Origin of the sequence: Streptomyces sp. CC224B, assembly GCF_030010595.1 — a bacterium.
Lineage (GTDB): Bacteria > Actinomycetota > Actinomycetes > Streptomycetales > Streptomycetaceae > Streptomyces > Streptomyces longispororuber.
The window spans coordinates 1-25397 of sequence record NZ_JASCXL010000052.1 but is presented as its reverse complement, the minus strand read 5'-3'; the positions used below and the strand labels follow the sequence as shown (position 1 = coordinate 25397).

18 protein-coding genes are annotated in these 25397 nt (G+C 73.3%); 9 read left to right on the top strand and 9 right to left on the bottom strand.

The features are described 5' to 3' along the window. Positions 1-8: 8 nt before the first annotated feature. From QK440_RS21225 to QK440_RS21215, 3 genes are all read right to left on the bottom strand, one after another. Positions 9-2465 (bottom strand): ABC transporter permease, encoded by a 2457-nt coding sequence (locus QK440_RS21225; protein WP_282794746.1) that lies wholly within the window; start codon positions 2463-2465, stop codon positions 9-11. After that, the gene (locus QK440_RS21220) at positions 2462-3286 is read right to left on the bottom strand and encodes an ABC transporter ATP-binding protein (RefSeq protein ID WP_282794745.1); all 825 of its coding nucleotides are present in this window, start codon (positions 3284-3286) and stop codon (positions 2462-2464) included. Before QK440_RS21220 ends, QK440_RS21225 begins: the two co-directional genes overlap by 4 nt. Positions 3287-4498: 1212 nt before the next feature. Then, the gene (locus QK440_RS21215; RefSeq protein ID WP_282794744.1) at positions 4499-5683 is read right to left on the bottom strand and encodes a PP2C family protein-serine/threonine phosphatase; all 1185 of its coding nucleotides are present in this window, start codon (positions 5681-5683) and stop codon (positions 4499-4501) included. 164 nt (positions 5684-5847) lie between these two features. Between QK440_RS21215 and QK440_RS21210 the strand changes: the two genes are divergently transcribed. Continuing rightward, positions 5848-7086 carry a GNAT family N-acetyltransferase gene (locus QK440_RS21210; protein ID WP_282794743.1) on the top strand — a complete coding sequence of 413 codons (1239 nt, stop codon included), beginning with the start codon at positions 5848-5850 and terminating at the stop codon, positions 7084-7086. A 129-nt stretch (positions 7087-7215) separates the two neighbouring features. Here QK440_RS21210 and QK440_RS21205 read toward each other — a convergent pair whose 3' ends face one another. Next, positions 7216-8052, bottom strand: coding sequence for a DNA-formamidopyrimidine glycosylase family protein (locus QK440_RS21205; protein ID WP_282794742.1), 837 nt, complete (start codon positions 8050-8052; stop codon positions 7216-7218). 220 nt (positions 8053-8272) lie between these two features. Next, positions 8273-8758, bottom strand: coding sequence for a ribose-5-phosphate isomerase (locus QK440_RS21200; protein WP_282794741.1), 486 nt, complete (start codon positions 8756-8758; stop codon positions 8273-8275). A 228-nt stretch (positions 8759-8986) separates the two neighbouring features. Here QK440_RS21200 and QK440_RS21195 point away from each other — a divergent pair, with 228 nt between their 5' ends. Together QK440_RS21195 and QK440_RS21190 are read left to right on the top strand one after the other, a co-directional pair. Then, on the top strand, positions 8987-10432 hold the full coding sequence (locus QK440_RS21195) for an amino acid permease (RefSeq protein WP_282794740.1): 1446 nt from the start codon (positions 8987-8989) through the stop codon (positions 10430-10432). Between the two features lie 158 nt (positions 10433-10590). Then, positions 10591-11964, top strand: coding sequence for an FAD-binding oxidoreductase (locus tag QK440_RS21190; protein WP_282794739.1), 1374 nt, complete (start codon positions 10591-10593; stop codon positions 11962-11964). Between the two features lie 24 nt (positions 11965-11988). On the opposite strand, the gene QK440_RS21185 is transcribed toward QK440_RS21190, so the two are convergent. Continuing rightward, complete coding sequence (locus QK440_RS21185) at positions 11989-12579, bottom strand: biotin transporter BioY (RefSeq protein ID WP_282794738.1); 591 nt, start codon at positions 12577-12579, stop codon at positions 11989-11991. Between the two features lie 424 nt (positions 12580-13003). On the opposite strand from QK440_RS21185, the gene QK440_RS21180 reads away from it, so the two are divergent. The 4 genes from QK440_RS21180 (at position 13004) to QK440_RS21165 (ending at position 17318) form a co-directional block, all read left to right on the top strand. Continuing rightward, on the top strand, positions 13004-14311 hold the full coding sequence (locus QK440_RS21180) for an amino acid permease (protein ID WP_282794772.1): 1308 nt from the start codon (positions 13004-13006) through the stop codon (positions 14309-14311). 257 nt (positions 14312-14568) lie between these two features. Beyond that, positions 14569-15993, top strand: a complete 1425-nt coding sequence (locus QK440_RS21175; RefSeq protein ID WP_282794737.1) for an amino acid permease — start codon at positions 14569-14571, stop codon at positions 15991-15993. Between the two features lie 316 nt (positions 15994-16309). Continuing rightward, the gene (locus QK440_RS21170; RefSeq protein WP_190139842.1) at positions 16310-16960 is read left to right on the top strand and encodes a superoxide dismutase; all 651 of its coding nucleotides are present in this window, start codon (positions 16310-16312) and stop codon (positions 16958-16960) included. 148 nt (positions 16961-17108) lie between these two features. Further along, entirely contained in the window at positions 17109-17318 is a 210-nt protein-coding gene (locus tag QK440_RS21165; protein WP_282794736.1) for a hypothetical protein, read from the top strand. A gap of 46 nt (positions 17319-17364) precedes the next feature. Here QK440_RS21165 and QK440_RS21160 read toward each other — a convergent pair whose 3' ends face one another. Next, entirely contained in the window at positions 17365-18048 is a 684-nt protein-coding gene (locus QK440_RS21160; protein WP_282794735.1) for a DsbA family protein, read from the bottom strand. Between the two features lie 145 nt (positions 18049-18193). Between QK440_RS21160 and pepN the strand changes: the two genes are divergently transcribed. Beyond that, complete coding sequence (gene pepN, locus QK440_RS21155; RefSeq protein WP_282794734.1) at positions 18194-20791, top strand: aminopeptidase N; 2598 nt, start codon at positions 18194-18196, stop codon at positions 20789-20791. A 302-nt stretch (positions 20792-21093) separates the two neighbouring features. Next, positions 21094-22188, top strand: coding sequence for a hypothetical protein (locus QK440_RS21150; RefSeq protein WP_282794733.1), 1095 nt, complete (start codon positions 21094-21096; stop codon positions 22186-22188). A 146-nt stretch (positions 22189-22334) separates the two neighbouring features. Here QK440_RS21150 and QK440_RS21145 read toward each other — a convergent pair whose 3' ends face one another. Continuing rightward, positions 22335-23594, bottom strand: a complete 1260-nt coding sequence (locus QK440_RS21145; RefSeq protein WP_282794732.1) for a serine hydrolase domain-containing protein — start codon at positions 23592-23594, stop codon at positions 22335-22337. A gap of 215 nt (positions 23595-23809) precedes the next feature. Continuing rightward, on the bottom strand, positions 23810-25397 hold a 1588-nt coding region (locus QK440_RS21140), incomplete at its 5' end, for a TIGR03767 family metallophosphoesterase (RefSeq protein ID WP_282794731.1).

Below are 25397 nucleotides of genomic sequence, written 5' to 3'. Positions count from 1 at the left end.
TCCCGCCCCTACGAAGCCGGTGCCTTCAGGGCCGCCCGGGCCGGGAGGGTGGTGGAGAGGAGGCCCAGGAGGAGGGCTGTGCCTGCGAAAGCCGCGTAGAGGTGGGGCGGGATGTACGGGGACTCGCCGGTGAGGCCCCGCATCATGGGGACGAGGGTGGCCAGGGCGATGGCCGTGCCGATGACGACGCCCGCGCCGGTGACGAGGAGGGCCTCCCAGCGGATCATGCGCATCACCTGGCGGCGGGTGGAGCCGATCAGGCGCAGGGTGCCCAGCTCCCGGCGCCGGTCGAGGACCGTCATCACCAGGGTGTTGGCGGCGGCGACGGCCGCGAAGCTCCCGAGAACGGCCGCCATGACGCCGTTGGCCCAGGCGTTGACCTTCCGGTCGAGGGACTGGGCGGTGGTGTAGCCGTCCCGGTCGTGGACCGTGCCGAGGGGCGCGAGCGCGGCGGCCGTGCCGCCCTTGGTCCAGATCTCCGTGTCGAGCGCGGCCGAGACGTGCTGCCGTACGGCGGACGCGGGCAGCGTGATCTGGGACAGGCCGAGGCCGCGCTCGTACGTCGCCACGACCGTCGGCCGTGTCCTCGTACCGTCGGGCAGGCGCATCTCGACGCGGTCGCCGGTCTTCAGGTGCGCGGAGGCGGCGAGGGTGGCGTCGACGGCGATCTGCCCCTCACCGAGGGCCAGTTCGCCGGTCTTCACCTTGAGGTCCTGCACCCGGGCGAGGTCCGAGGCCGTGCCGGTGACGCCCTGTGCGGTCGCGGACTGGAGCCAGCGGTCGCCGCCGGAGCCCATGGGCAGGAGCACGGACGTCTTCAGCAGGCCGACGGCCGCCGTGACGTCGGGCGTCCGGGCCGCCTCGCGGACGGCGGACGGGCCGAAACCGGCCGGGGACGACACGATGTGGTCGGCCGTGATGCCGTCGCGCTGCTGGTCCGCCGCCACCTTCTCCTCGCTGGTGTGCATGAAGACGAGCGTGGAGGCGAAGGCCATGGCCAGGACGATCGGGGTGATCGCGGAGGCCAGCCTGCGGGCGTTCGTACGGGAGTTGGCCGCCGCGAGGGAGGCGGAGGCGCCGGCTCCGCGCAGTGGCAGGCCGAAGAGGGCCGCGCAGCCACGGGCCACCAGCGGGCCGAGCAGGGCCACCGCCAGCATGAACAGCATGACCACGCCGAGCGCCGCGTTGGCCGCGTCCTCCCCGGTCGTGGTGGCGGCGACCCGGGACAGGACGATGCCGCCGACGACCGCGCCGACCCCGAGCGGGGTACGGATCCAGCCCACGGGCAGCCGTTCCACGGAGGCCTCGCTGAGGGCCTGGCCGGGCTTGATGCGGGAGGGGCGGCGGGCGGCCAGGTACCCGGCGGCCAGCGCGGTGACGACGGCGGTGGCGGCCGCGACCAGGAGCGGCAGCCAGGAGACGACCAGGTCGACGGCTTCCGGTACGGCGCCCCGGTCCTTGAGCTGACCGAACCACCAGCTCGCCAGGGCGATGCCCGGCAGGCAGCCGACGACGCCCGCGAGCGGGGCGACGAGCAGGGTCTCGGTGGCGATGGTGCGGCGCACCTGGCGCGGCGTCGTACCGATGGCGCGCAGCAGCGCGAACTCGCGGGCGCGCTGGCCGACGGAGAGCGCGACGGTGCCGGCCGCGGTGAACACGGCGACCATGGCGGCGATGCCGCCGAAGGAGCCGCCGAGGCCGGTGAGGAGTTCCTCGGCCTCGGTGAGCGAGGGGTCCTCGGCGCCGCCGCGGTCGTCGCCCGTGTGCACCTCGGCCTTGTCGCCGAGCGCGTCGGCGACCCGCGAGGCGAGCACGCCGTCCCTCACGCCGTCCGCGGGCAGGACCGCGATCGCGTCGACCCGGCCCGGGTGCCCGGAGGCGCGGACCGCCTCGGCGTCGGTGAACCAGACGGTGGGCCCGCCCGTCCCGCCGACGGTGCCGGAGACGCGGACGTGCTTCGGCCCGGCGGCGGTGGTGAGCGTGAGGCGGTCGCCGACGCGGGCGTCCGTGCCGCCCAGGACAACCTCGTCGGCGGCGGGCGCGCGGCCCGCCGTGAGCTTCTCGCCGGTGAAGGCGGTGGAGCCCCAGCCGTGCGCGGTCAGCGCCTCGGGGCCGCCCTCGGCCGGGCGCGTGACGGGGAAGGTGACGTCCGCGACGGCCTCGCGGGCGCCGGGCACCGCGCCCGCCTTCGCGACCAGGGAGGCGTCGAGGCGGGCCCGGTCCGGGACCGGCGCGGTGGACGCGCTGTCGCCGCTGCCGTAGTGGATGCGCTGGTCGGCGGCGGCCACGACGGGGGCGCCCGCGTAGCGCTCGGGCGGCACGGAGGCGCGCAGGCCCGTCTCCAGGAGGATGCCGCACGCGGACACGATCAGCGACGCCATCATCAGCGCCACGAACGTGCCCACGAACGCGGCGGGCTTGAAGCGGACGGCCGCGCGGGCGAGGCCGTTGGGTACGTAGCTCATGCCGCGGCCGCTTCCGTGTACGCGGGTGCGGGCGCGGGTGCGGTGAGCGCCGTCAGCCGCTCCGCGATGTGCGCGGCCGGGGCGCGCTCCAGCCGGTCGACGATCGCGCCGTCGGCGAGGAACAGGGTGCGGTCCGCGTAGGCGGCGGCGCCCGGGTCGTGGGTGACCATCACCACGGTGGCGCCCATGGTGTCCACGGCCCCGCGCAGCAGGCCGAGGACCTCCGCGGCCGTGGTGGTGTCCAGGGCCCCCGTCGGCTCGTCGGCGAACACCACGTCCGGGTCCGTGACCAGGGCGCGGGCGATGGCGACGCGCTGCTGCTGGCCGCCGGAGAGCTGACCGGGGCGGCGCCTGCCCTTGTCGCCGAGGCCCACGCGGGCCAGCACGTCGGCGGCCTTGCGGCGGTCGGGCCGGTGGCCCGCGAGCCGCATCGGGAGCAGCACGTTCTGCTCGACGGTGAGCGAGGGCAGCAGGTTGAAGGCCTGGAAGACGAAGCCGAGGCGGGTGCGGCGCAGGGCGGTGAGCTTGTTCTCGCTCATGCCGGTGATGTCGGTGCCGCCGAGGTGGACCGTGCCCTCCGTGGGCCGGTCCAGGCCGGCCGCGCACTGCAGGAACGTGGACTTGCCGGAGCCGGAGGGGCCCATCACGGCGGTGAAGCTGCCGCGGGGCAGGGCGAGGTCGATGCCGCGCAGGGCGTGCACCGCGCGGGCGCCCCGGCCGTACTGCCGACGGACGCCGCGCAGCTCCACCGCCCAGGCGGAGGCCGCCCCACCGGGCCCGGGTGCCTGCTCGCCCCGGTGCTTCTTCCTGCGCAGCCCCATGGCCTGCTGTCCTTCCGTCGTCCTGTGCGTGCTCGATGCATCGAACGTACGGATCCGGCCCTGCCGCGAGCCATGAGGCGACCCGGCGGATCGGAGGTGGGGTTTCCCCCACCCGCCCCACACGGCCCCCCGCCCGCACCTGGTCCTCAACGCCGGAGGGGCTGACCTCTCCCCCGCCCACCCGCCCCTGAGGCAGGGACCCGCGACGGAGACGAAGCACCACGAAGCGGTGCGCAGCAGAAGCGAGCCCCAGCAGCACGAGCCGCCAGGTGCCGGGGGTGGGCCGGGGGGTGTGGTGCTGCGGGGGGGGCTGATGGCTCGGGGGTGGCTGCCGGGACGGGTTGCCGGGGTTGTGCGGGTGGGTGGGTGAGTTGCGGGCGGCCAACCGTGGCGAGGGGAAGCCGCCAGGTCGGAGCCCGACCAGGCAGCCGGGGCTGTGCGGGTGGGCGGGTGAGTTGCGAGCGGCCGACGACGGCGAAGCCGCTAGGCCGGGGCCCTGCTGGTGAGTGTGGCGTCATGGGAGGACGGACGACCGACGACAGGGATGCAAGCGGCCAGGCCGGGGCTGGGACAAGCCGCCAGGGCCGTATGGGCAGGCGCGTAGCAGAGAGCCGACAACGCCAGAGCGAGCCAGCAGGTCGGGGTCGGGGCCGTGCGGGTGGGCAGCAGACAGCCGACAACGGCGAGGCAAGCCGCCAGGCCGGGGCCGGGGCAGGGCACCAAGACCGTACGGGTGGGCGGGTGGGCAGCGAACAACCAACGATGGCGGTACAGCCGCCAGACCGGGCAGGGGCAGGGCACCGGAGCTGTGCGGGTGGGGGGCGAGTACCGGGCGGACAACGACGCCGGAGGAAGCCGCCAAGCCGCGGCCGGAGCGGGACGCCGGGGCCGTACGGGCGGGCGGGCAGCCGGCAGCGGGCAGCGGGCAGCGGGCAGCGGGCAGCCAACAACGGCGGTGCAAGCCGCCAGGTCGGGGCCGGGCGGGGTGCCGGGGCCGTGCGGGTGGGCGGGTGGGTAGGGCGGCAGCCGACGGCGGTGGGGGAAGCCGCCAGGTCGGGGCCGGGCGGGGTGCCGGGGCTGTACGGGCGGGCGGGTGGGTAGGGGGCAGCCGACGGCGGTGGGGGAAGCCGCCAGGTCGGGGCCGGGCGGGGTGCCGGGGTTGAGCGGGTGGGGGGGTGGGAGGGAGTGACCGGTCAGGGCCCAGGGGCCAGGTCAGGCCTCGCGGCAGATCAACAACAACGCCCTGTCATCGTTCACGTCCTTCGCCACCGCCTCGATGAGGTGCCACGCGGCCCCGTGGAAGCCCCCGGCCACGTACCGGTCGGCCTCACCGGTGAGGCGGTCGATGCCCTCGGCGATGTCGCGGTCGGCGGCCTCGACGATGCCGTCGGTGAAGAGCATGAGGACGTCGCCGGGGCGCAACGAGCCCTTGACGGGGTCGAACTGGGCGCCGTCGAAGACGCCCAGGAGGGGCCCGTCGGCGGACTTCTCCTCCCAGCGGCCGGTGCCCGCGCTCAGCTGGAGCGCGGGCAGGTGGCCCGCGGAGAGGAGTTCGTAGTCGCCGGTCTCCAGGTCGAGGACGAGGTGGATGGAGGTGGCGAAGCCCTCGTCCCAGTCCTGGCGCAGGAGGTAGCCGTTGGCCGCGGGCAGGAAGGCGTGCGGCGGCAGCGAGCCGAGCAGGCCGCCGAAGGCGCCGGACAGGAGCAGGGCCCGCGACCCGGCGTCCATGCCCTTGCCGGAGACGTCCGTCAGGACGACCTCCAGCGTGCGGCCCCCGTTGGTGCGGGCGGCGACCACGAAGTCGCCGGAGAAGGACTGGCCCCCGGCCGGCCGCAGGGCCATCTCGCGGTGCCAGCCGCGCGGCAGCTTCGGCAGCTTGCTCTGTACGCGGATGCGTTCGCGCAGGTCGAAGAGCATGGTGCCGCCGCCGCGCCAGGGCACGCCGACCCGGCTGCGGAACTGGGCGATGAGCAGGCCGAAGAAGCCGCAGGCGGCGACGGTCAGGACGGTGCCGGGGGTGACCCGGGCCGGGCCCTGGGTGTACGGGCCGAGCCGGGCGGACTCCACGATGAGGGCGGCCGCCGAGGCGGCGTACAGGCCGAGCAGGCTGGAGGGTCTCAGCAGCAGCCCGCCCGCGACGATCGGCAGGACGAGCGCGGCCGGGGCGAACCACACCGGGTTGACGATCGTGCACACGGTGATGACCGGGACGGTCAACAGCAGCGCGGCGAGCGCCACCCAGTCGGAGCCGTCGCCGCGGAAGTAGTCGACCCCGGATTTGCGCAGCCCTATACGGGCCCGGTGCAGCCGCTTCTTCATCCGGGCCGGGAACGTCTCGGCTGCGGCGCGCCGCTCACGCGGGGACCGCCGCTCACGCCTGTCTCGTCGTACCGCCATTGCTCGTGGACCCTATCCACCGGGCCAGGCGCTTCGCACGGGAGGTACCTCTTGTCCCCCTTCAGGGGCACCTCGCCCGTATCACCGCACCCAGCGTCCCCACGCGCGTTCCGGTCCGCGGAAAACGGTTCGCCGCGCCCATGGAGCCCTGGTAGGCATGGCATATGACAGCAGAATTACGGGAGTTGGGCCAGAGCGACTGGGACCGGTGGTTCGGAACGCTGGAGCGGGCCTTCGGCGGTCTGGCGGAGTCCCCCGAGGAGCGCGCGCTGTGGAACGACCTCACCGAGTTCGAACGCTCGCTGGGCGTCTGGGAGGGGGACGCCTGCGTGGGCACGGCGGGCGCGTTCAGCTTCCGGGTGTCCGTGCCGGGCGGCGCGCTGGTGGACGCGGCGGGCGTGACGATGGTCAGCGTGGCGGCCACGCACCGGCGCCGCGGCCTGCTCACGGCGATGATGCGGCGGCAGCTGGACGACGTGCGGGCGCGCGGCGAGTCGCTGGCCGTCCTGACGGCGTCCGAGCCGGTGATCTACGGCAGGTTCGGGTACGGCACGGCGTCCTGGTCGCTCACCGCGTCGGTCGACACGACGCGGGTGCGGCTCACGGTGCCGGACGGCACGGACGAGGTGCGGCTGCGGTACGCGGACCCCGCCGAGGCCGCGACGGCCTGCGAGGCGGTGTACGCGCGCGTGGTGCCGACCCGTCCGGGGATGCTCGCGCGCCGGCCCGGCTGGGAGCGGCTCCCGCTCCTCGACCCGGAGCAGGACCGGAACGGCGCCTCGCCGTTGCAGTGCGTGCTCGCGGAGCGCTCCGGCGAGGTGGTCGGGTACGCGCACTTCGCAGTCAAGCCCGAGTGGCACGCGCGGGGGCCCGAGGGCACGGTCCTCGTACGGGCCGTGGAGGCGCTGGAGCCGAGCGCGTACGCCGCGCTGTGGCGCTTCCTCTTCGACGTCGACCTCACCTCGCGGATCGAGACGCTGAACCGCCCGGTCGACGACCCGCTGCTGCACCTCGCCTCGGACGTGCGCCGCTGCGGGCTCGTGGTGCGGGACTCGCTGCACGTCCGCCTGGTGGACGTCGGCCAGGCCCTGGAGGCCCGTACGTACCAGGCGCCGGTGGACCTGGTCCTGGACGTCGAGGACGGCTTCTGCCCCTGGAACGAGGGGCGGTGGCGGCTGACGGGCGACTCCAAGGGCGCGTCCTGCAAGCGCGCGGACGACACGTCGGCCCCCGCCGACCTCGCCCTGTCCGTACGGGACCTGGGCGCGGCCTACCTCGGCGGCGTCCGCCTCGCGGAGCTGGCCCGCGCGGGCCGCGTCCGCGAACTGCGGCCCGGCGCGCTGGCCGAGGCGAGCCTGGCCTTCGGGTCGGCGGTGGCGCCCTGGCTGCCGCACGGTTTCTAGCCGGGGGCTCTGTGCGGGGCTCTGGCTGGGCGGGGCTTCGGCCGGGGGTGTCGCGCTGCGCGCTCGTCCTCAAACGCCGGACGGGCTGTACGGCTCCGCCGGAGGGGGTGAACGGCCCGCCGGACGGGGTTACCCGTCGTTCGCCGCCGCGCCCTGCTGGCACCCAGGGCACCAGAACAAGTTGCGGGCGGCCAGGTCGGCGGTGGCGATCTCTGTGCCGCAGACGTGGCAGGCCATCCGGGCCCTGCGGTACACGTACACCTCGCCGCCGTGGTCGTCCACGCGCGGCGGGCGGCCCATCGCCTCGGGGGTGTGCTCGGGCCGCACGGTGTCGATGCGGTTGTTGCGCACGCCCTCGCGCATGAGGTCCACCAGGTCGGCCCAGATCGCGTTCCACTGGCGGTGCGTGAGGTCCTTGCCGGGCGTGTACGGGTCGATGCCGTGGCGGAACAGGACCTCGGCGCGGTAGACGTTGCCGACGCCCGCGACGACCTTCTGGTCCATGAGCAGGGCCGCGATCGTGGTGCGGCTGCGGGAGACGCGGCGCCAGGCCTTGTCCGGGTCGTTCTCGCCGCCCGGCGGGCGCAGCGGGTCCGGGCCGAGGCGGGCGTGTATGTCCCGCTTCTCGCCGTCGGTGATCAGGGCGCAGGTGGTGGGGCCGCGGAGGTCGCTGTAGTGGGTGTCGTTCGCCAGGCGCAGGCGGACGGTGTCCGTGGGCGGCGGGGCGGGGGTGTCGCCGAGGGTGTACTTGCCGAAGAGGCCCAGGTGGATGTGGATCCACCCGGTTTCGGCGAAGCCGAGGAAGAGGTGCTTGCCGTGGGCCTCCGCGGTGGTGAGGGGGTGGCCGTCCACCAGGGCCGCGCTGTCGGAGAACTTGCCCTGCGGGCTCGTGGCCCGCACCCTCCGCCCCTCGAACCGCTCGCGGTGGTCGGCCGCGAGGCGGTGAATGGTGTGCCCTTCCGGCACGGTGTTCCTCCTGTCGGTGCCCTCGCGGGTGCGCCCCGGTCCCGCCCCTTTCCCGAAACCAGGGGCTGCCGCCCCTGGCACCCCGCTTGATCGGCCTTCGGCCTCGTCCTCAAACGCCGGACGGGCTGAAACTCTCCGGCTCGGCGAAGATCCAGCCCGTCCGGCGTTTGAGGACGAGGCGCGCAGCGCCAATGAGGGGGAAAGGGGCGCCCCGCGTGGGTCAGGCCTGCGGGTGGTGCGGGGGGATGGGGGGCAGCTCCCCCGAGGTCTCGTAGCGCGCCAGCATCTTGATGCGGCGGGTGTGCCGCTCCTCACCGGAGTACGGCGTCGCCAGGAAGATCTCGACGAACTTCGTGGCCTCGTCCACGGTGTGCATCCGCCCGCCGATGGAGAGCACGTTCGCGTCGTTGTGCTCGCGCCCGAGCGCCGCCGTCTGCTCGCTCCAGGCGAGCGCCGCACGCACGCCCTTCACCTTGTTCGCGGCGATCTGCTCCCCGTTGCCGGAGCCGCCGATGACGATGCCGAGGGAGTCGGGGTCCGCGGCCGTGCGCTCCGCGGCGCGGAGGCAGAACGGCGGGTAGTCGTCCTGGGCGTCGTAGATGTGGGGCCCGCAGTCGACGGGCTCGTGGCCGTGGGCCGTGAGCCACTCGACGAGGTGGTTCTTGAGTTCGTAACCGGCATGATCGGAGCCGAGGTACACGCGCATGGGTCCGAGTGTGGCATGTGCGGTGACGGGTGGCCGCCGTGGGGCCGGGGGCCCCGCACCGATTGGTTCAGGCCAATCCCGGCCGAGGGACGGAAACCAGTCATCCTCAGTAATCGGACGTTCACCCGGCATTCTCCGGAATACAACGATCCGGAGACGGGTCTTTCGCCCTGTACGCCCCTGAGCTTGAATGCGACAGCTCATGCCCGTGAACCAAAGGATCTGCGTATGACCTCGCAACCGTCCCTTGCGAAGGAAGACAGCACCCCCGACGGGCCCGTGAAATCCCAGCCGGGGAGCGGGAACGGCGGCGGTGACGGTCTCCAGGCCGGTCTCAAGAACCGCCATCTGTCCATGATCGCCATCGGTGGCGTGATCGGTGCGGGTCTGTTCGTCGGCTCCTCGTCCGGAATCAAGGCCGCGGGCCCGGCGATCCTCGTGTCGTACGCCCTCGTCGGCACCATGGTCGTGCTCGTGATGCGGATGCTCGGCGAGATGGCCGCGGCCCGCCCGACCTCGGGCTCCTTCTCCGCCTACGCCGACCAGGCGCTCGGCCGCTGGGCCGGCTTCACCATCGGCTGGCTGTACTGGTTCTTCTGGGTCGTGGTGCTCGCGGTGGAGGCCACCGCCGGCGCCGTGATCCTGGAGGGCTGGATACCGGCGATCCCGCAGTGGGGCTGGGCCCTCATCGTGATGGTGGTGCTCACCGCGACGAACCTCGTCTCGGTCGGCTCGTACGGCGAGTTCGAGTTCTGGTTCGCCGGGATCAAGGTCCTGGCGATCGGCGCGTTCGTCGTGATCGGCATGCTCGCGGTGTTCGGCCTGCTGCCGGGCTCCGACAACCCCGGCAAGGGCTTCGCGCACCTCACGGACGCGGGCGGCTTCATGCCGGAGGGCGCGGGCGCCATCCTCACCGGCGTCCTGATGGTGGTCTTCTCCTTCATGGGCTCGGAGATCGTCACGCTCGCCGCCGGTGAGTCGGAGGACCCGCAGCGCGCCGTCACCAAGGCCACCAACAGCGTCATCTGGCGCATCGGCGTCTTCTACCTCGGCTCGATCTTCGTGGTCGTGACGCTGCTGCCCTGGAACGACCCGTCCATCGCCAAGGACGGCTCGTACGTCGCCGCGCTGAACTCGATCGGCATTCCGCACGCCGGTCAGGTGATGAACGTGATCGTGCTCACCGCGGTGCTCTCCTGCCTCAACTCCGGCCTCTACACGGCCTCCCGCATGGCCTTCTCGCTCGGCCGGCGCGGGGACGCGCCGAAGGCCTTCGCGCGCACCGACTCCAACGGCGTGCCGCGCACGGCGATCCTCGGCTCGGTCGTCTTCGGCTTCGCCGCCGTGTGGTTCAACTACCAGTGGCCGGACACCGTCTTCGACTTCCTGCTCAACTCGTCCGGCGCGGTCGCGCTGTTCGTGTGGCTCGTCATCTGCTTCACGCAGTTGAGGATGCGCGGGATCATCCTGCGCGAGGAGCCGGAGAAGCTCGTCGTGAAGATGTGGCTCTTCCCGTACCTGACCTGGGTCACCATCGGGATGATCTCGTTCGTGATCGTCTACATGCTGTACGACGACGCCGGGCGCAAGCAGATGCTGCTCTCGCTCCTCGTCGGCGCGCTGGTGCTCGGCTTCTCCCTGGTCCGCGAGAAGGTGCGGCCCCGGAAGGCGTGAGCCCCGCCCGGGCCCCGGCCCGGGCACGCGCCCTCCAGGGCGCCCCACAGGCGCCGTCGGCGTTTCGCGCACCCCGCGAAAAGCTGACGGCGCCTGTCAGGTTTTCCCGGCAGAGTGCCTCCCGTCAGCAAGATCGGCACGCACGACGGAGGCACCCCGTGAACACCACCGACCGCACCGACCTCACCGACCTCACCAAGCAGCGACGCACCTTCCGGCCCGGCGAGGACGGCTACGACGACGAGATCGCCGGATTCCAGACCGGTTTCGCCCAGCGGCCGCAGATCGTGTTCGCGGCGGCGGACACCGACGACGTCGTGGCCGCCGTGCGGTACGCGGCCGGGGCCGGTCTGCCCGTCGGCGTCCAGGCCACCGGGCACGGGCTGCCGGACGCCTCCCAGGGCGGCGTCCTGATCACCACGCGCCGGATGGACTCCGTACGGATCGACGCCGCGGCCCGGACCGCGCGGATCGGCGCGGGCACCCGCTGGGGACAGGTCGTCACGGCCGCCGCCGAGCACGGCCTGGCCCCGCTCAACGGCTCGGCGCCGGGCGTCGGCGCGGTGTCGTACACGCTGGGCGGCGGTCTCGGCATCCTGGCCCGGGAGTTCGGCTACACGGCCGACCACGTGCGGTCGCTCGACGTGGTCACCGCCGACGGGCAGGCACGGCACGTGACGGCGGCGAGCGACCCGGAGCTGTTCTGGGGCCTGCTCGGCGGCGGCGCCAACCTCGGCGTGGTGACCGCGCTGGAGGTCGGCCTCGTACCGGTGACGCGGCTGTACGGCGGAGCGCTCACCTTCGACGGCCGCGCGGTCGACCCGGCGGCGGTCCTGCGCGCCTACACCGCCTGGACCGCGACCGTGCCCGACGAGGTGACCTCCTCCGTGGCGGCCCTCGTCTACCCGGACCTGCCGCAGCTCCCGCCGCACCTGCGGGGCCGGTACCTGGTGACCGTACGCGTCGCCTTCACGGGCCCGGCCGAGGAGGGGGAGCGGCTGGTGGCGCCGCTGCGCGCGATCGGGCCCGCCGTCTCGGACGACCTGCGGGAGCTGCCGTACACCGAGAGCCACACCATCCACAGCGACCCGGACTTCCCGCACGCCTACTACGGCGACAACCGGATGCTCGCGGAGCTGGACCTGCCCGGTTTCGAGCGGCTGCTCGCGCTCACCGGGCCCGGCGCCGGGCACATGCACGTCGTCCAGCTCAACCACCTGGGCGGCGCGCTCGCCCGCCCCGCAGGTGGCGTCGGCCGCACCGCCAACGCCGTGCCGCACCGGGACGCCGCCTGGCTGGTGCGGCTCCTGTCCCCCCTGGAGGGCACGGACCGCACGGCCCTGCGGGAGTTCTACGCCCGGGTGCTGGAGCCGCTGGAGCCGGCCGCCCTCGGCCGGGCGCTGAACTTCACCTTCGCCGGCGGGGACCGCCCCGAGGGGCTGTACGACGAGGAGACGCGGAAGAGGCTCGCCGGACTGAAGGCCACGTACGACCCGGCGAACCTCTTCAGGCGGAACCACCACGTCGGCTGAGCCGCCCCGCGGCGGCCGTGCCGGTCAGCCCTTGTCGCTGTCGCCGAGCAGCTTCCACGACAGCGGCAGCGCGCCCATCGCCAGCGCGGCCTTGAGGGCGTCGCCGATCAGGAACGGGGTCAGGCCCGCCGCGACCGCCTCGGTCAGAGACATGCCGGTGGACGCGGCCAGGTACGGCACGCCGACCGCGTAGATGACCGCGGAGCCGAGGACCATCGTCCCGGCCGTGCGCAGCGCGTTCCGGTCGGCGCCGCGCCGGGCCAGGGAGCCCACCACAGCGGCGGCGAGCATCATGCCGAAGACGTAGCCGAGGGACGGCATCCCGAAGCCGGACTCGGCCTCGGCGAACCACGGCATGCCCGCCATGCCCACCAGGGCGTACAGCGCGAGCGACAGGAAGCCGCGGCGCGCGCCCAGCGCCGTGCCGACCAGGAGCGCCGCGAAGGTCTGCCCCGTCACCGGCACCGGGGAGCCGGGCACGGGCACGGCGATCTGCGCGGCGAGCCCGGTGAGCGCGGCGCCGCCGAGCACGAGGGTGGCGTCCTTCAGACGGGAGGCGGGCAGCAGGTCGGCGAGGACCTGCCCGGAACGGGTGGGGACGACAGCGGTGCTCATGGGGACTCCGCGAGGTGAGGCGGGTGGCTGATGGGACACGGTGACGCTATCCCAGGGGCGGCCCCCGGATCAGCGGGGTGCGGCCACAAAGGGCGCGCGCCGGGGTTGGTGGGCTCCGCACAAAGCCCGGCCCCTACACGTCGTTCCGCGTGATGCTCGTCACGGAGGTCAGCGGCGGCCCGGCCCCAGGTTGCCTCGGGGGTGACCGCCGGTGAGACTGTGGATTCCCACCAAACCCGACCGGGGGCCGTCGTCCCCGGCGACCCACGAGAGCACCAGAGAGCAAGGGACCGTGACGCACGACTCGTCGCCACCGCGCACCGCGGTGCCCGCAGCCGGGGGGCGTGCCGTCGGCGGCGGGCCCGAGCCCTTGGCCGGGGCGCCCGAACCCCTCGGCGGCGGGCTCAAGCAGCGCCATCTGACCATGCTGGGGCTCGGCGGCGTGATCGGGGCCGGGCTGTTCGTCGGCTCGGGCGCCGGGATCGCGGTCGCCGGGCCCGGCATCGTCCTGTCGTACCTGATCGCGGGCGCCCTCGCGATGTGCGTGATGCGGATGCTGGGCGAGATGTCGGCGGCCATGCCGGCGTCGGGGTCGTTCTCCGTGCACGCCGAGCGGGCGCTCGGCCGGTGGGCCGGGTTCTCCGTGGGCTGGCTGTACTGGTTCCTGCTGGTCGTCGTGCTCGCCGTGGAGGCGACCGGCGCGGCGGCGATCGCGCACGCGTGGGCGCCCGGGGTGCCGCAGTGGTGCTGGGTGCTCGTCTTCATGCTCTTCTTCACCGGCGCCAACCTGGTGGCGGTGAAGAACTTCGGCGAGTTCGAGTTCTGGTTCGCGGCCCTGAAGGTCTGCGCCATCGTCGCGTTCCTCGTCCTCGGCCTGCTGGCGATCTTCGGGGTCCTGCCGGACACCGACCCGGTCGGCTTCACCCACCTCACCGGCGCGGGCGGCTTCCTGCCGCTCGGCTGGGACGGCGTCGTCTCCGGCGTCGTGGTGGTCCTGTTCGCCTTCGGCGGCCTGGAGATCGTCACGATCGCCGCCGCCGAGTCCGACGACCCGGTGCGATCGGTGGCCCGCGCGGTGCGCAGCGCCGTGTACCGCATCCTCTTCTTCTACGTGGGCTCGATGCTGGTCATCGTGACCGTGCTGCCGTGGACCGCGCAGCAGGCGGGGTTCAGTCCGTATGTGAAGGTGCTGGACTCGATCGGCGTCCCGTCGGCCGGGACGCTCATGAACATCGTGGTGTTCGTGGCGCTCCTGTCGTCCCTGAACGCCAATCTGTACGGGGCCTCGCGCATGGTCTTCTCGCTCGCCGAGCGCGGCGAGGCGCCCAAGGGCCTGCTGACGGTGTCCGGGGGCGGGGTGCCGCGCCGCGCGGTGCTCGCCTCCGTCGTCTTCGGCTTCGTCTCGGTGCTGCTCAACCTGAAGTGGCCCGAGTCGGTGTTCCTCTACATGCTCAACTCGGTCGGTGCGTCGCTCCTCTTCGTCTGGGCGCTGATCGCCGTCTCGCAGTTGCGGCTGCGCCGCCGCATCGAGCGCGAGGCGCCGGAGCGGCTCACCCTGCGCATGTGGTTCTTCCCCTGGCTGACCTGGGCGGCGCTGGCCGCGATGGGCGTGGTGTTCGCGCTGATGCTCCGGGACGACGGGGCGCGCCCGCAGCTCCTGTGGTCGGCGGGGGCCACGGCGACGGTGATCGCGGTGGCGCTGCTGCGGGAGTGGCGGACACGGCGGGCGTAGCGCCCCGTCCCGGCACGGCCCGCCCGTCCCGAGGGCGGCACGACGACGGCACGACGGTCCTCGCCCCGCGAGCAAATGTGACCGCGATGTGAAGACGTCTTCACCTTGTGTGAGCGTCGTGTCCGTATACCGGTCACCTGTTCCCTGTGAGCGGTGCCAGTGCTCAGACTGTGGGCCCACTTCCCCCCTGCGGTTCCCGCGCGGTTCCACCTCCCCCCACCGCCCCCGCCGTATCCCGCTACCGAACAGGGACGCCCATGTCTCAGACGTCCGTGAAAGACGCCCCACCCGAGTCCGGAGTGCTGCTCGGGCACGGCCTGAAGCAGCGGCATCTGTCGATGATCGCCCTCGGCGGCGTGATCGGCGCCGGGCTCTTCGTGGGCTCCGGGAAGGCCATCGCCGCGGCGGGCCCCTCGATCATCCTCGCCTACACCCTGTCCGGTGCCCTGGTCATGCTCGTCATGCGCATGCTGGGCGAGATGGCCGCGGCCTACCCCTCCTCCGGCTCCTTCTCCGTGCACGCCGACCGGGCCCTCGGCTCGTGGGCCGGGTTCACGGCGGGCTGGTCCTTCTGGTTCCTGCTCTGCGTGGCCGTCGGCCTGGAGGGCATCGGCGCCGCGCAGATCGTGCACGGCTGGGTGCCGGGCGTGCCCGAGTGGGCCTGGGTCGCCCTGTTCATGCTGGTGTTCTGCGGCACGAACCTCGCCGCGGTGAAGAACTTCGGCGAGTTCGAGTTCTGGTTCGCCGCCCTGAAGATCACCGCGATCGTGCTCTTCCTCGGCATCTCCGTCCTCGCCATCCTGGGGCTGCTGCCGGACGCCGACGCGCCGGGCATGTCCAACCTCACCGGGCACGGCGGGTTCATGCCCAACGGCGTGGACGGCCTCATCGTCGGCCTGCTCGCCTCCGTCTTCGCGTACGGCGGCCTGGAGACGGTCACCATCGCGGCGGCCGAGTCCGAGCACCCCGTCCAGGGCGTGGCCAAGGCCGTGCGCACCGCGATGTGGCGGATCGCCGTCTTCTACATCGGCTCCATGGCCGTCGTGGTGACGCTGCTGCCCTGGACCGCCGCGGAGGTCGCCGCCAAGGGCCCGTACGTCGCCACGCTCGACCACATCGGCATCGACGGCGCCGGCCAGATCATGAACGTCGTCATCCTCATCGCCCTGCTCTCCGCGATGAACGCCAACATCTACGGCGCGTCGCGCATGGCCAACTCCCTGGTCCAGCGCGGCCAGGGCCCCAAGGCGCTCGGCCGGATGTACCACGGCGTGCCGCGCGTCGCGGTCCTGACCTCCTCGGCCTTCGGGTTCGTGTGCGTGCTGCTCAGCTACTGGCGCCCCGACGACATCTTCCAGTGGCTGCTCAACACGATCGGCGCGATCATCCTCGTCGTCTGGTTCTTCATCGCCGCCGCCCAGTTGCGGCTGCGCACCAAGCTGGAGCGCGAGGCACCGGAGAAGCTGGTGGTGAAGATGTGGCTCTTCCCCTGGCTGACGTACGTGGCGCTGGCCGGGATGGCCGCGGTCTTCGTCCTGATGCTGCGCGAGGACGAGACCCGTACGCAGCTCGCCTACACCGGCGCCCTGACGCTCGTCCTCATGGTGGTGGGCTTCGTCCGGCAGAGGACGGGGGCGGGCGGCGGGACCGCCGCCGACGGGGAGACGACGCCGCGCGTCTGATCCGCGTACGTACGTCCGTCCGTCCGTACGGTTCGAGGAACCGGCCACCCGGCACCGAGCACTGAGCCCTTGAGGCCCGGTCCGCGCCCACCGCGCGGACCGGGCCTTCGTCGTGCCGCCCGCCGGTCCGCGGACGGCCCGGTGGTCCTCTCGGGGTGCTCCCGGTGGTTCTCCCGCCCTAGGACGAAGGGCTGATCAACTTCTCGGGTCTGCTGCTGCTAGCCTGCACTTGCACATAGGTCGCAATAAGAGGTGTGCCGCGGCACCGGGCGATACGGCACGGCTTCCCGCGGGGCACGGTCGGAGGGTTTCACTGATGGCCATTTACACGCTCCCTGAGCTTCCGTACGACTACGCGGCGCTGGAGCCGGTGATCAACCCGCAGATCATCGAGCTGCACCACGACAAGCACCACGCCGCGTACGTGAAGGGCGCGAACGACACCCTGGAGCAGCTGGAGGAGGCGCGCGACAAGGAGTCGTGGGGCGCCATCAACGGCCTGGAGAAGAACCTGGCCTTCCACCTGTCCGGGCACATCCTGCACAGCATCTACTGGCACAACATGAACAGCCCGAAGGACGGTGGCGGCGGCGAGCCGACGCACGCCGACGGCGTGGGCGAGCTCGCGGACGCCATCACCGAGTCCTTCGGCTCGTTCGCCAAGTTCAAGGCCCAGCTCACCAAGGCCTCCGCGACCACGCAGGGCTCCGGCTGGGGCGTGCTCGCCTACGAGCCGCTCAGCGGCCGCCTCATCGTCGAGCAGGTCTACGACCACCAGGGCAACGTCGGCCAGGGCTCCACGCCGATCCTGGTCTTCGACGCCTGGGAGCACGCCTTCTACCTGCAGTACAAGAACCAGAAGGTGGACTTCATCGAGGCCATGTGGCAGGTCGTCAACTGGCAGGACGTGGCCAAGCGCTACGAGGCCGCCAAGCAGCGCGTGAACAGCCTGCTGCTCGCCCCGTGACACCTGGGCGCCGCCCCTGAGGAACGTCCTGCCTCGTGATCGTCTTCTCACCCTTCACGCGGGCAGGCGGATGAAGGAAAGGCCCCTCGCGAGGACGTGACTCGCGAGGGGCCTTTCGGTATGCGCCGTTCCGGCCGAAAGTACCTGCATGACGAAGGACGAGTACTGCTGGACGTGCGACGCCGACGAACCCCACCGGAAGCTGGAGGGCTCCGAGCGGAGCTGGCTCAAGAACCGCCTGGGCCGCGCGGCGGTGAACGAGTTCCTGGTGTGCCTCGCCCCCGGGTGCCGCAACCTGCGCACCGGCTCCAACAAGCGGCCCTTCCCGGAGCCCATCCGGCTGCCGGCCCTCGACTAGGGGCCACCGGCCTTGGGTCCTCGGCCGCGGCCCGCCGGCCGACAGGTCAGTCGAAGATCGGCCCCTGGGTGCGCGTGCGCTTGATCTCGTAGAAGCCCGGCGTCGACGCCACGAGCAGCGTGCCGTCCCACAGGCGGGCCGCGGCCTCGCCCTTGGGGGCAGGGGTGACCACCGGGCCGAAGAAGGCGATCTGCTCGCCGTCGGCGCCCGGCACGGCGATGACGGGCGTGCCGACGTCCTGGCCCACCTTGTCGATGCCCTCCTGGTGCGAGGCGCGCAGCTCGGCCTCGTACGGCGTGGAGTCCCAGTGGTCCAGGAGGGTCTCGGGCAGGCCGACCTCCTTCAGCGCGCCGGCGACGGCCTCCTTGGTGGGGCCCTCGCCCTGGTTGTGGAAGCGGGTGCCGAGCGCGGTGTAGAGGCGGCCGAGCACCTCGGCGCCGTGCTCCTGCTGCGCGGCGATGACCACGCGCACCGGGCCCCAGGCCGAGGTGCGGAGCATCTCGCGGTACTCCTCGGGCAGCTCGTCGAGCTTGTTCTCGTTGAGGACGGCGAGGCTCATCAGGTGCCAGCGGACCTCGATGTCGCGGACCTTCTCCACCTCGAGGACCCAGCGGGAGGTCATCCAGGCCCAGGGGCACAGCGGGTCGAACCAGAAGTCGACGGGGGTCTTGCCGTCCGCGGTCGTCGCGGAGGCCGCGGCGGAGGCAGGGGTCGCAGGGGTCTCGGACATGTCTCTCCCTAGGGAATGTGTTCGGAGCCTGGCCAGGGCAACGTCGGGGACGCGGCAGGGCATTCCCTGATGTCCGCCGACCGGGGCACATGCGAGGATCAGAGGCATTCCGACGAGTCATGCGAGCCACAAGGGAGTGCCGCCCGTGCCCGGTGAGAATCTGACCCGCGACGAGGCCCAGGAGCGAGCCGCGCTGTTGTCCGTCGACGGGTACGAGGTCTTCCTCGACCTGCGCTCGGCGATCGGCGACGGCGACGCGAGCCAGGAAGGCGACGCCGGGCCGCGCACGTTCCGCTCGGTGACCACGATCCGCTTCCGCTGCGCCGAGCCGGGCGCGGCGAGCTTCGCGGACCTGGTCGCGCCGAGCGTCACGGCCGTGTCGCTGAACGGCAAGGACCTCGACCCGTCCGAGGTGTTCGACGGCACCCGCATCGCGCTGGAGGACCTGCGCGAGGAGAACGAGCTGGTGGTGGACGCCCAGTGCGCCTACAGCCGCACGGGCGAGGGCATGCACCGCTTCGTCGACCCGGAGGACGGCGAGGTCTACCTGTACACGCAGTACGAGCCCGCGGACTCGCGCCGCGTCTTCGCGAACTTCGAGCAGCCCGACCTGAAGGCCCCCTTCCGCTTCTCCGCCCGGGCCCCCGAGGGGTGGACGGTGTGGAGCAACGGGGTGGGGGAAGAGGTCGACGGCGTCTGGCAGTTCGCGGAGACCAAGCCGATCTCGACGTACATCACCGCGGTCGTCGCGGGCCCGTACCACTACGTGACCGACTCCTACGAGCGCGTCCTCCAGGACGGCACCCGCCTGGAGATCCCCCTCGGCGCGATGTGCCGCAAGGGCCTCGCCAAGCACTTCGACGCGGACGACATCTTCCTGGTCACCAAGCAGGGCCTGGACTTCTTCCACGACCACTTCGACTACCCGTACCCCTTCGGGAAGTACGACCAGGCCTTCGTGCCGGAGTACAACCTGGGCGCGATGGAGAACCCGGGCTGCGTGACCTTCCGCGAGGAGTTCATCTTCCGCGGCAAGGTGACCCAGGCGTCGTACGAGCGCCGGGCGAACGTCATCCTGCACGAGATGGCGCACATGTGGTTCGGCGACCTGGTCACCATGCGCTGGTGGGACGACCTGTGGCTCAAGGAGTCCTTCGCCGACTTCATGGGCTCCTTCTCGATGGTCGAGGCCACGCGGTTCACCAACGGCTGGATCACCTTCGCCAACAACCGCAAGGCGTGGGCCTACCGCGCCGACCAGCTGCCCTCCACGCACCCGGTCACGGCCGACATCCGCGACCTGGAGGACGCCAAGCTCAACTTCGACGGGATCACGTACGCCAAGGGCGCCTCGGTGCTCAAGCAGCTCGTGGCGTACGCGGGCCGGGACGCGTTCCTGGAGGGCGCCCGGCGCTACTTCAAGCGGCACGCCTACGGCAACACCCGCCTCGGCGACCTGCTCTCCGTCCTGGAGGAGACCAGCGGGCGCGACATGGCGGCCTGGTCGCGGGCCTGGCTGGAGACGGCGGGCGTCAACTCCCTGACGCCGCAGGTCCTGCTCAGCGCGGAGGGCCGCGTCACCGAGCTGGCCATCCTCCAGGAGGCGCCGGAGAGCCACCCGACGCTGCGCCCGCACCGGGTGGCGGTGGGGCTGTACCGCCGCTCGGACGCGGGCGACCTCGTGCGCTACGCCCGCGCCGAGGTGGACGTCGACGGGCCCCGAACCGTCGTCACCGAGCTGGTCGGCGCCGAGGCGCCCGAGCTGGTCCTCGTCAACGACGACGACCTGACGTACTGCAAGATCCGCTTCGACGAGACCTCCCTGGCCACGCTGCGCGGGCACCTCGGCGACCTCACCGACCCGCTCGCCCGGGCCCTGTGCTGGTCGGCGCTGTGGAACCTCACGCGGGACGGGCTCATGCCCGCGCGGGACTTCATCGACCTCGTGCTGCGGTTCGCCGGGCGCGAGACCGACATCGGCGTGCTCCAGATGCTGCACGCCTGGGCCGGCAGCGCCCGGACGCACTACGCCGCGCCCGCCTGGCGCGCGAAGGGCGGGCGGCTGCTCGCCGACGAGGCGCTGCGGGAGCTGCGCATCGCCGCGCCGGGCAGCCAGCACCAGCTCACGTGGGCGCGCTTCTTCGCCTCCGTCGCCTCCTCGGAGGCCGATCTCCAGTTGCTCCAGGGCCTCCTGGAGGGCACCGCGAGGATCGACGGCCTGGAGGTGGACCAGGAGCTGCGCTGGGCGTTCCTGCTGCCGCTCGCAGTGCACGGCGCGGCGGACGAGCAGGTCCTCGCGGCCGAGCTGGCCCGGGACGACACGGCCTCCGGCAAGCGCCACCAGGTCCGCTGCCTGGCCGCGCGCCCCTCGGCGGCGGTCAAGGCGCAGGCCTGGGCGTCCGTGGTGGAGTCGGACGCGCTGTCCAACGCCCTGGTGGAGGCGACCATCGCGGGGTTCGCGCAGCCCTCGCAGCGGGAGCTGACCGCCGCGTACGCCCCGAAGTACTTCGAGGCCATCGAGCGGGTCTGGGCGGAGCGGTCCATCCAGATCGGCATGGACGTGGTGCGGGGGCTGTTCCCGCACCTCCAGGACAGTCCGGAGACGCTGGCCGCCGCCGACGCGTGGCTCGCCGCCCACGAGTCGGCTCCGCCGGCGCTGCGCCGCCTCGTCCTGGAGGCCCGTGACGACCTGGCCCGGGCACTCCGGGCCCAGGCCTGCGACGCGGGCTCGCCCCAGGTCTGACCGGGTACGGGGCCCGGGCCGGGACCGGGGCCGAGGCCGGGACTGAGGCCGGGCCGGGACCGGGGCCGGGGCCCGGGCCGGGGCCGGGGCCGGATGACACGGTGGCTCGGCGCCGCAGGCGGTGCCGGGCCGGGGCGCCCCCGGGCCGGAGGCGGGAGGAGCCCTCGGCCCCGGGGGGCTTCTCCGCGAACCGGGCTTTTTCGGAGTTCGAACTCCCGTACTTTAGGACGGGGTTGTCCGGTTTTGTCGACGAGCCTGTAACAACGGTTAGGGGCCGGACCGGCGGCGGGAATGGCCCCGGCATGAACCACAACACCCCGCTCTCCCCCCGCCCGTTGCGCCACCTCGCCGACGTCCAGCGGCGCGTCATGAGCGCGGCCCAGCTCCGCGCGCACGGGGTCGGCGCCGCCGACGTCACCGCGCGCTGCCGCGCCGGCGGCCCCTGGCAGCAGTTCCTGCCCGGTGTCTATCTGCTGCACCCGGGGCCGCCCACCAGCGAGGAGCGGCTGCACGGCGTGCTGCTCTACGCCGGGCGGCCCGCGGCCAAGGAGACCCGGTCCATCCCGGCGCAGCCCCGGCCGGGTGAGGCGCACACCGTCCCCGCCGCGTACGCGGACGCGATGATCACCGGACTGGCGGCGCTGGCCCTGCACCGCTTCTCCGCCGTGCCGCCGCTGCCCTCCCTGGACCGCGTCGACGTCCTGGTGCCGCGCACCCGGCGGCTGCGCTCCACCGGCTGTGTCCGGCTCGTGCGCGCGGCCGCGCTGCCCGCCCCGGAGCAGGTCGCGGGGGTGCCGGTGGCGCCGGTGCCGCGCGCGCTCGCCGACGCGGTGGCGCAGCTCACCGACGCGGGCGCGGTGCGGCGGCTGCTCACCGAGGCGGTGCGCGACGGCCACTGCGAACCGGCCCCGCTGGTCGCGGAGCTGACCCGGGCCCGGCTCCTCGGCCGGCCGCACGTGGTGGGCGCCGTGGACTCGCTGCTCGCCGAGGGGCGCGCGATCGCCGAGGACCGGCTGCACGCGCTGGTGCGCGACCACGGGCTCCCGGACCCGCTGTGGAACGTCGAGCTGCGCCTGCCGGGCGGGCCGCCCCTGGGCGGTGTCGACGCGTACTGGCCCGAGCAGGCGGTGGCGGTGGAGCTGGACACGCGGGCGCCGCGGCACGGTTCCCGGCCCGGCGCGCGGCACGGCGCCCCGCAGGCGGCGGAGGACGACGAGCAGTGGTCCGCGTACGCCCGCAAGCGTGAGCACCTGGAGCAGCTCGGCATCACCGTCGTGCACATCACCCCGAGGAAGCTGCGCGACGCGGCGTACCAGCAGGCGGCGGTGGTGCGGACGGCGCTGATGGCGGCGACCGACCGGGATCCCGCGGCGTACGTGGTCGTGCTGCCGAGGTGACCGCAGCGCCCCCGGGAGCGGGGGCCGCGGGCGCGGTGGCGCCGGGCGGGCCGGGACCCGTCCGGCGCCCGGCCGTCCGCGGTCAGGCGGTCAGGCGGTCAGGCGGTCAGGCGGTCAGGCGGTCAGGCGGTCAGGCGGTCAGGCGGTCAGGCGGTGGGGCAGAACTCGGCTTCGAGGATGTCGTTCCGGCCGCGGATCCAGTCGCCGTTGACGTTGTACGTGAGCGCGTGGCCGCCGTCGGTCGTGGCCACGGCCAGGCTCAGGGAGCCGTGGATGCGGCCGGCGTGACCCCACAGGACCGTGCCGCAGGGCAGTTCGAGCCGCATCAGGCCGAGGCCGTAGCGGTCGCCCGCCGCTTCCCGGCCGGTGGCCGGGACCGTCCTCTTCATCGCGGCGAGCTGCTCGTCCGGCAGCAGGGCGCCGCGCAGCAGGGCCGTGTAGAAGCGGTTCAGGTCCGCCGCGCTGGAGATCATCTCGCCCGACGCCCCCGCCAGGGACGGGTTCAGCTCGGTGACGTCGTAGACGGGGCCCGCGGAGCCGCCGGAGCTGCCGGAGCCGTCGGAGTTGCCGGACAGCTTGGAGTACGCCCGTGAGCTGGGGTGGGGCAGCGTGGGGTCGGTGCCCGGGACCGAGGTGGCGTGCAGGTGCAGGGGGTCGATGACGCGGCGGCGGATCTCCTCGCCGTAGGGGCGTCCGGTGACCTTCTCGATGATCATTCCGGCGACGACGTAGTTGGTGTTGGAGTAGCTCCAGCCCGTGCCGGGGGCGAAGTCCGGCTCGTGGCGCATCGCGATCGCGACCAGGGAGCGCGGTGTCCAGGTCCGGTGGCGGTGCGCGAAGAACTCCGGGGTGGCGACCCGCCGTACGAAGTGCGGGTCCTCGCTGAAGTCGTGGATGCCGCTGGTGTGGTTGAGGAGCCGGCGGACGCTGATCCGGTCGCCGTCGTGGCCGCTGCCCTCGACCACGCCGGGCAGCAAGGCCCCGACCTTGTCGTCCAGGTCGAGCCGGCCCTCCGCCTCCAGCTGGAGCAGCACGGTCGCCACGAACGTCTTGGTGACGCTGCCCGCGCGGAAGCGGTCGTGCTCGCCGCGCGGGGCCCGCCGGAGGAGGTCGCCGACGCCCGCGGCGCCGCCCCAGGGGCCGTGGCCGTCCCGCGCGTGGGCCGTCACACCGGGGACACCGGCGCGCACGGCCGCCTCCAGGGCGGCCTGTGTCCGGTGGTGGCCGTGGTCCGTGGCGGGCCGGTGCGCCCGGTCCGTGGCCGCGGTGACGGCCGGGACCGCCGGGGCAGCGGAGGCCGCCGGGGCAGCGGGGGCCGCGGTCAGGGTCCCCGCCGTCACCGCGGCCGCGAGGGCCGCTCCCACGAGCCCCGTACGCGCCGGTGTGAGTCGTCCGGGCAGTGGCATGGGTGGTGTCCCTTCCTCGGGTCGTCGTCACGGTGTCCGCGCGCGGCGCGCGGCGGGACTCCGTCTCCGTACGGCAGAACTCCGCCGCCGGCGCACGGTCACGGCCGGCACCCGGCCCGAGGGGGACGACTGGCACGGGTGAACGCGTCGGGTGCCGCGGGACCCGGCGTCGTTCACCTGGCCGAGGGTTTCGGGGACACCTCCCTTGACCCGTTTCAGCCCTTGCGGAGGACGAGTTCCGTGTTGCGGTCGCCCGGGGCGCCGCCGAGGGTGGACCTGGCGCCCGGGGCGTTGAAGGCCAGTTCGCGGTAGAGGGCGGCGAGACCGGTCTGGGACAGGTCGGTGTGATCGGTGCGGTGCGGAGCCGCGGACTCGATGAGCGTGGTGAACAGCGACAGCGTGCCGTCGTGGTTGTCGGTCAGCTCGATGACGCGCGCGAGCTGGGGGAAGTCCACGTGCGAGGCGGTGGACACCTCCCACAGGGTGCCGTGCGGGGTGATGGCGTTCTTGTGGCTGTGGCCGTTCACCCAGGCGAGCACGGAGCGGTGGCGGCGCAGCAGCGCCAGGACCTCGTCGCCGCCGTGCCGGGCCTCGTGCGGGTGGCGCGGGTCGGTGACCAGGTTGCGCATGCTGCGGCTGGTGTGGTGGCTGAAGACGATGACGTACGACGCGTCGCCGCTCTTCTCGACCTGGTCGAGGGTCCGTTCCAGCCAGCGCAGTTGGCCGGTGCCGAGGGAGCCCTCGTAGTGGCCGCCGGGGTCGGTGGTGTCCAGGCTGATGCCGAGGACGTCGTCGGAGATGCGGAAGGTGTAGTACTGCGTGCGCTCGGCCAGGTTCCGCCGGGTGTAGCCGTGGCCGACGGGGCCGGGGCCCTCGTGCGCGGGGTCGAGGTGGGCCCGGACGTACTCGGCGGGCGTGAAGGGGGCGCGGGCCTCGTCGGGGGTGACCGGCCGCATGCGGCGCGCCTCGGCCCGCAGGATCTCCTTGAAGTGGGCGCCCCTGGGGTCGCGGCCCTTCTTGACGGCCTTCCACAGGGCGGCGCCGCGGGCCGCGTCGAGGTCCATCAGCTTGCGCCCGCCGACGGCGAGTTCGGTGAAGTAGGAGTCGCCGGGGGCGTAGCAGCCGCCGGGCAGGGCGTCGTGGTTGCCGACGGTCGAGTACCAGGGCAGGTTCAGGCCGGGGCTGTTGACCTCGCGGATCGCGGCGTCCAGGAAGCCCGGCAGGTGCGGGAAGCCGTGCCCCTTGTCGGCGTCGCGCAGCGCGGCGTCGGGGTGCCAGTACAGCTTCAGGCCGCTGTTCTGCACGCCTTCGTAGTGGCGCGGGTCGCCGGAGTTGGGGGTGACGCGGCCGCCGCTCATCACGGTGAGGAACCAGTCGAGCTCGTTGCGGGAGTTGTTGTCCGTGTTGTCGCCCGTCGTCATCACGAAGTGCAGGGGCGCGCCGGTGGCGGGCGCGCCGCGCAGCGCGTTCACCCGCTCGACGAGCGCGACCGCGCCGGGCACGGACAGGGCCTCCTGCGGGCGCCAGGCGCTGGCCGTCTGGGCGCGCAGGTACTCGTACCGCAGCGGATGCTGGACGTCCACCAGGTGCAGGTCCGTGAACTGTACGAACGCGGCGAGCGCGGTGCGCCGCGCCTCCCGGCCCCGGTGCGCAGGGGCCAGTTCGGAGCGCACGACGCGGTCCCAGGCGGGGCCGTCGCCGAGGCGCCGGTAGCCGGAGGTGCCGCGGGGCGCGGCCACGGAGCCGAGGGTGGTGCCCGCGCGGTAGGGGGCGAGCGGGGCGGCGGGCGCGAGGCGCGACCGC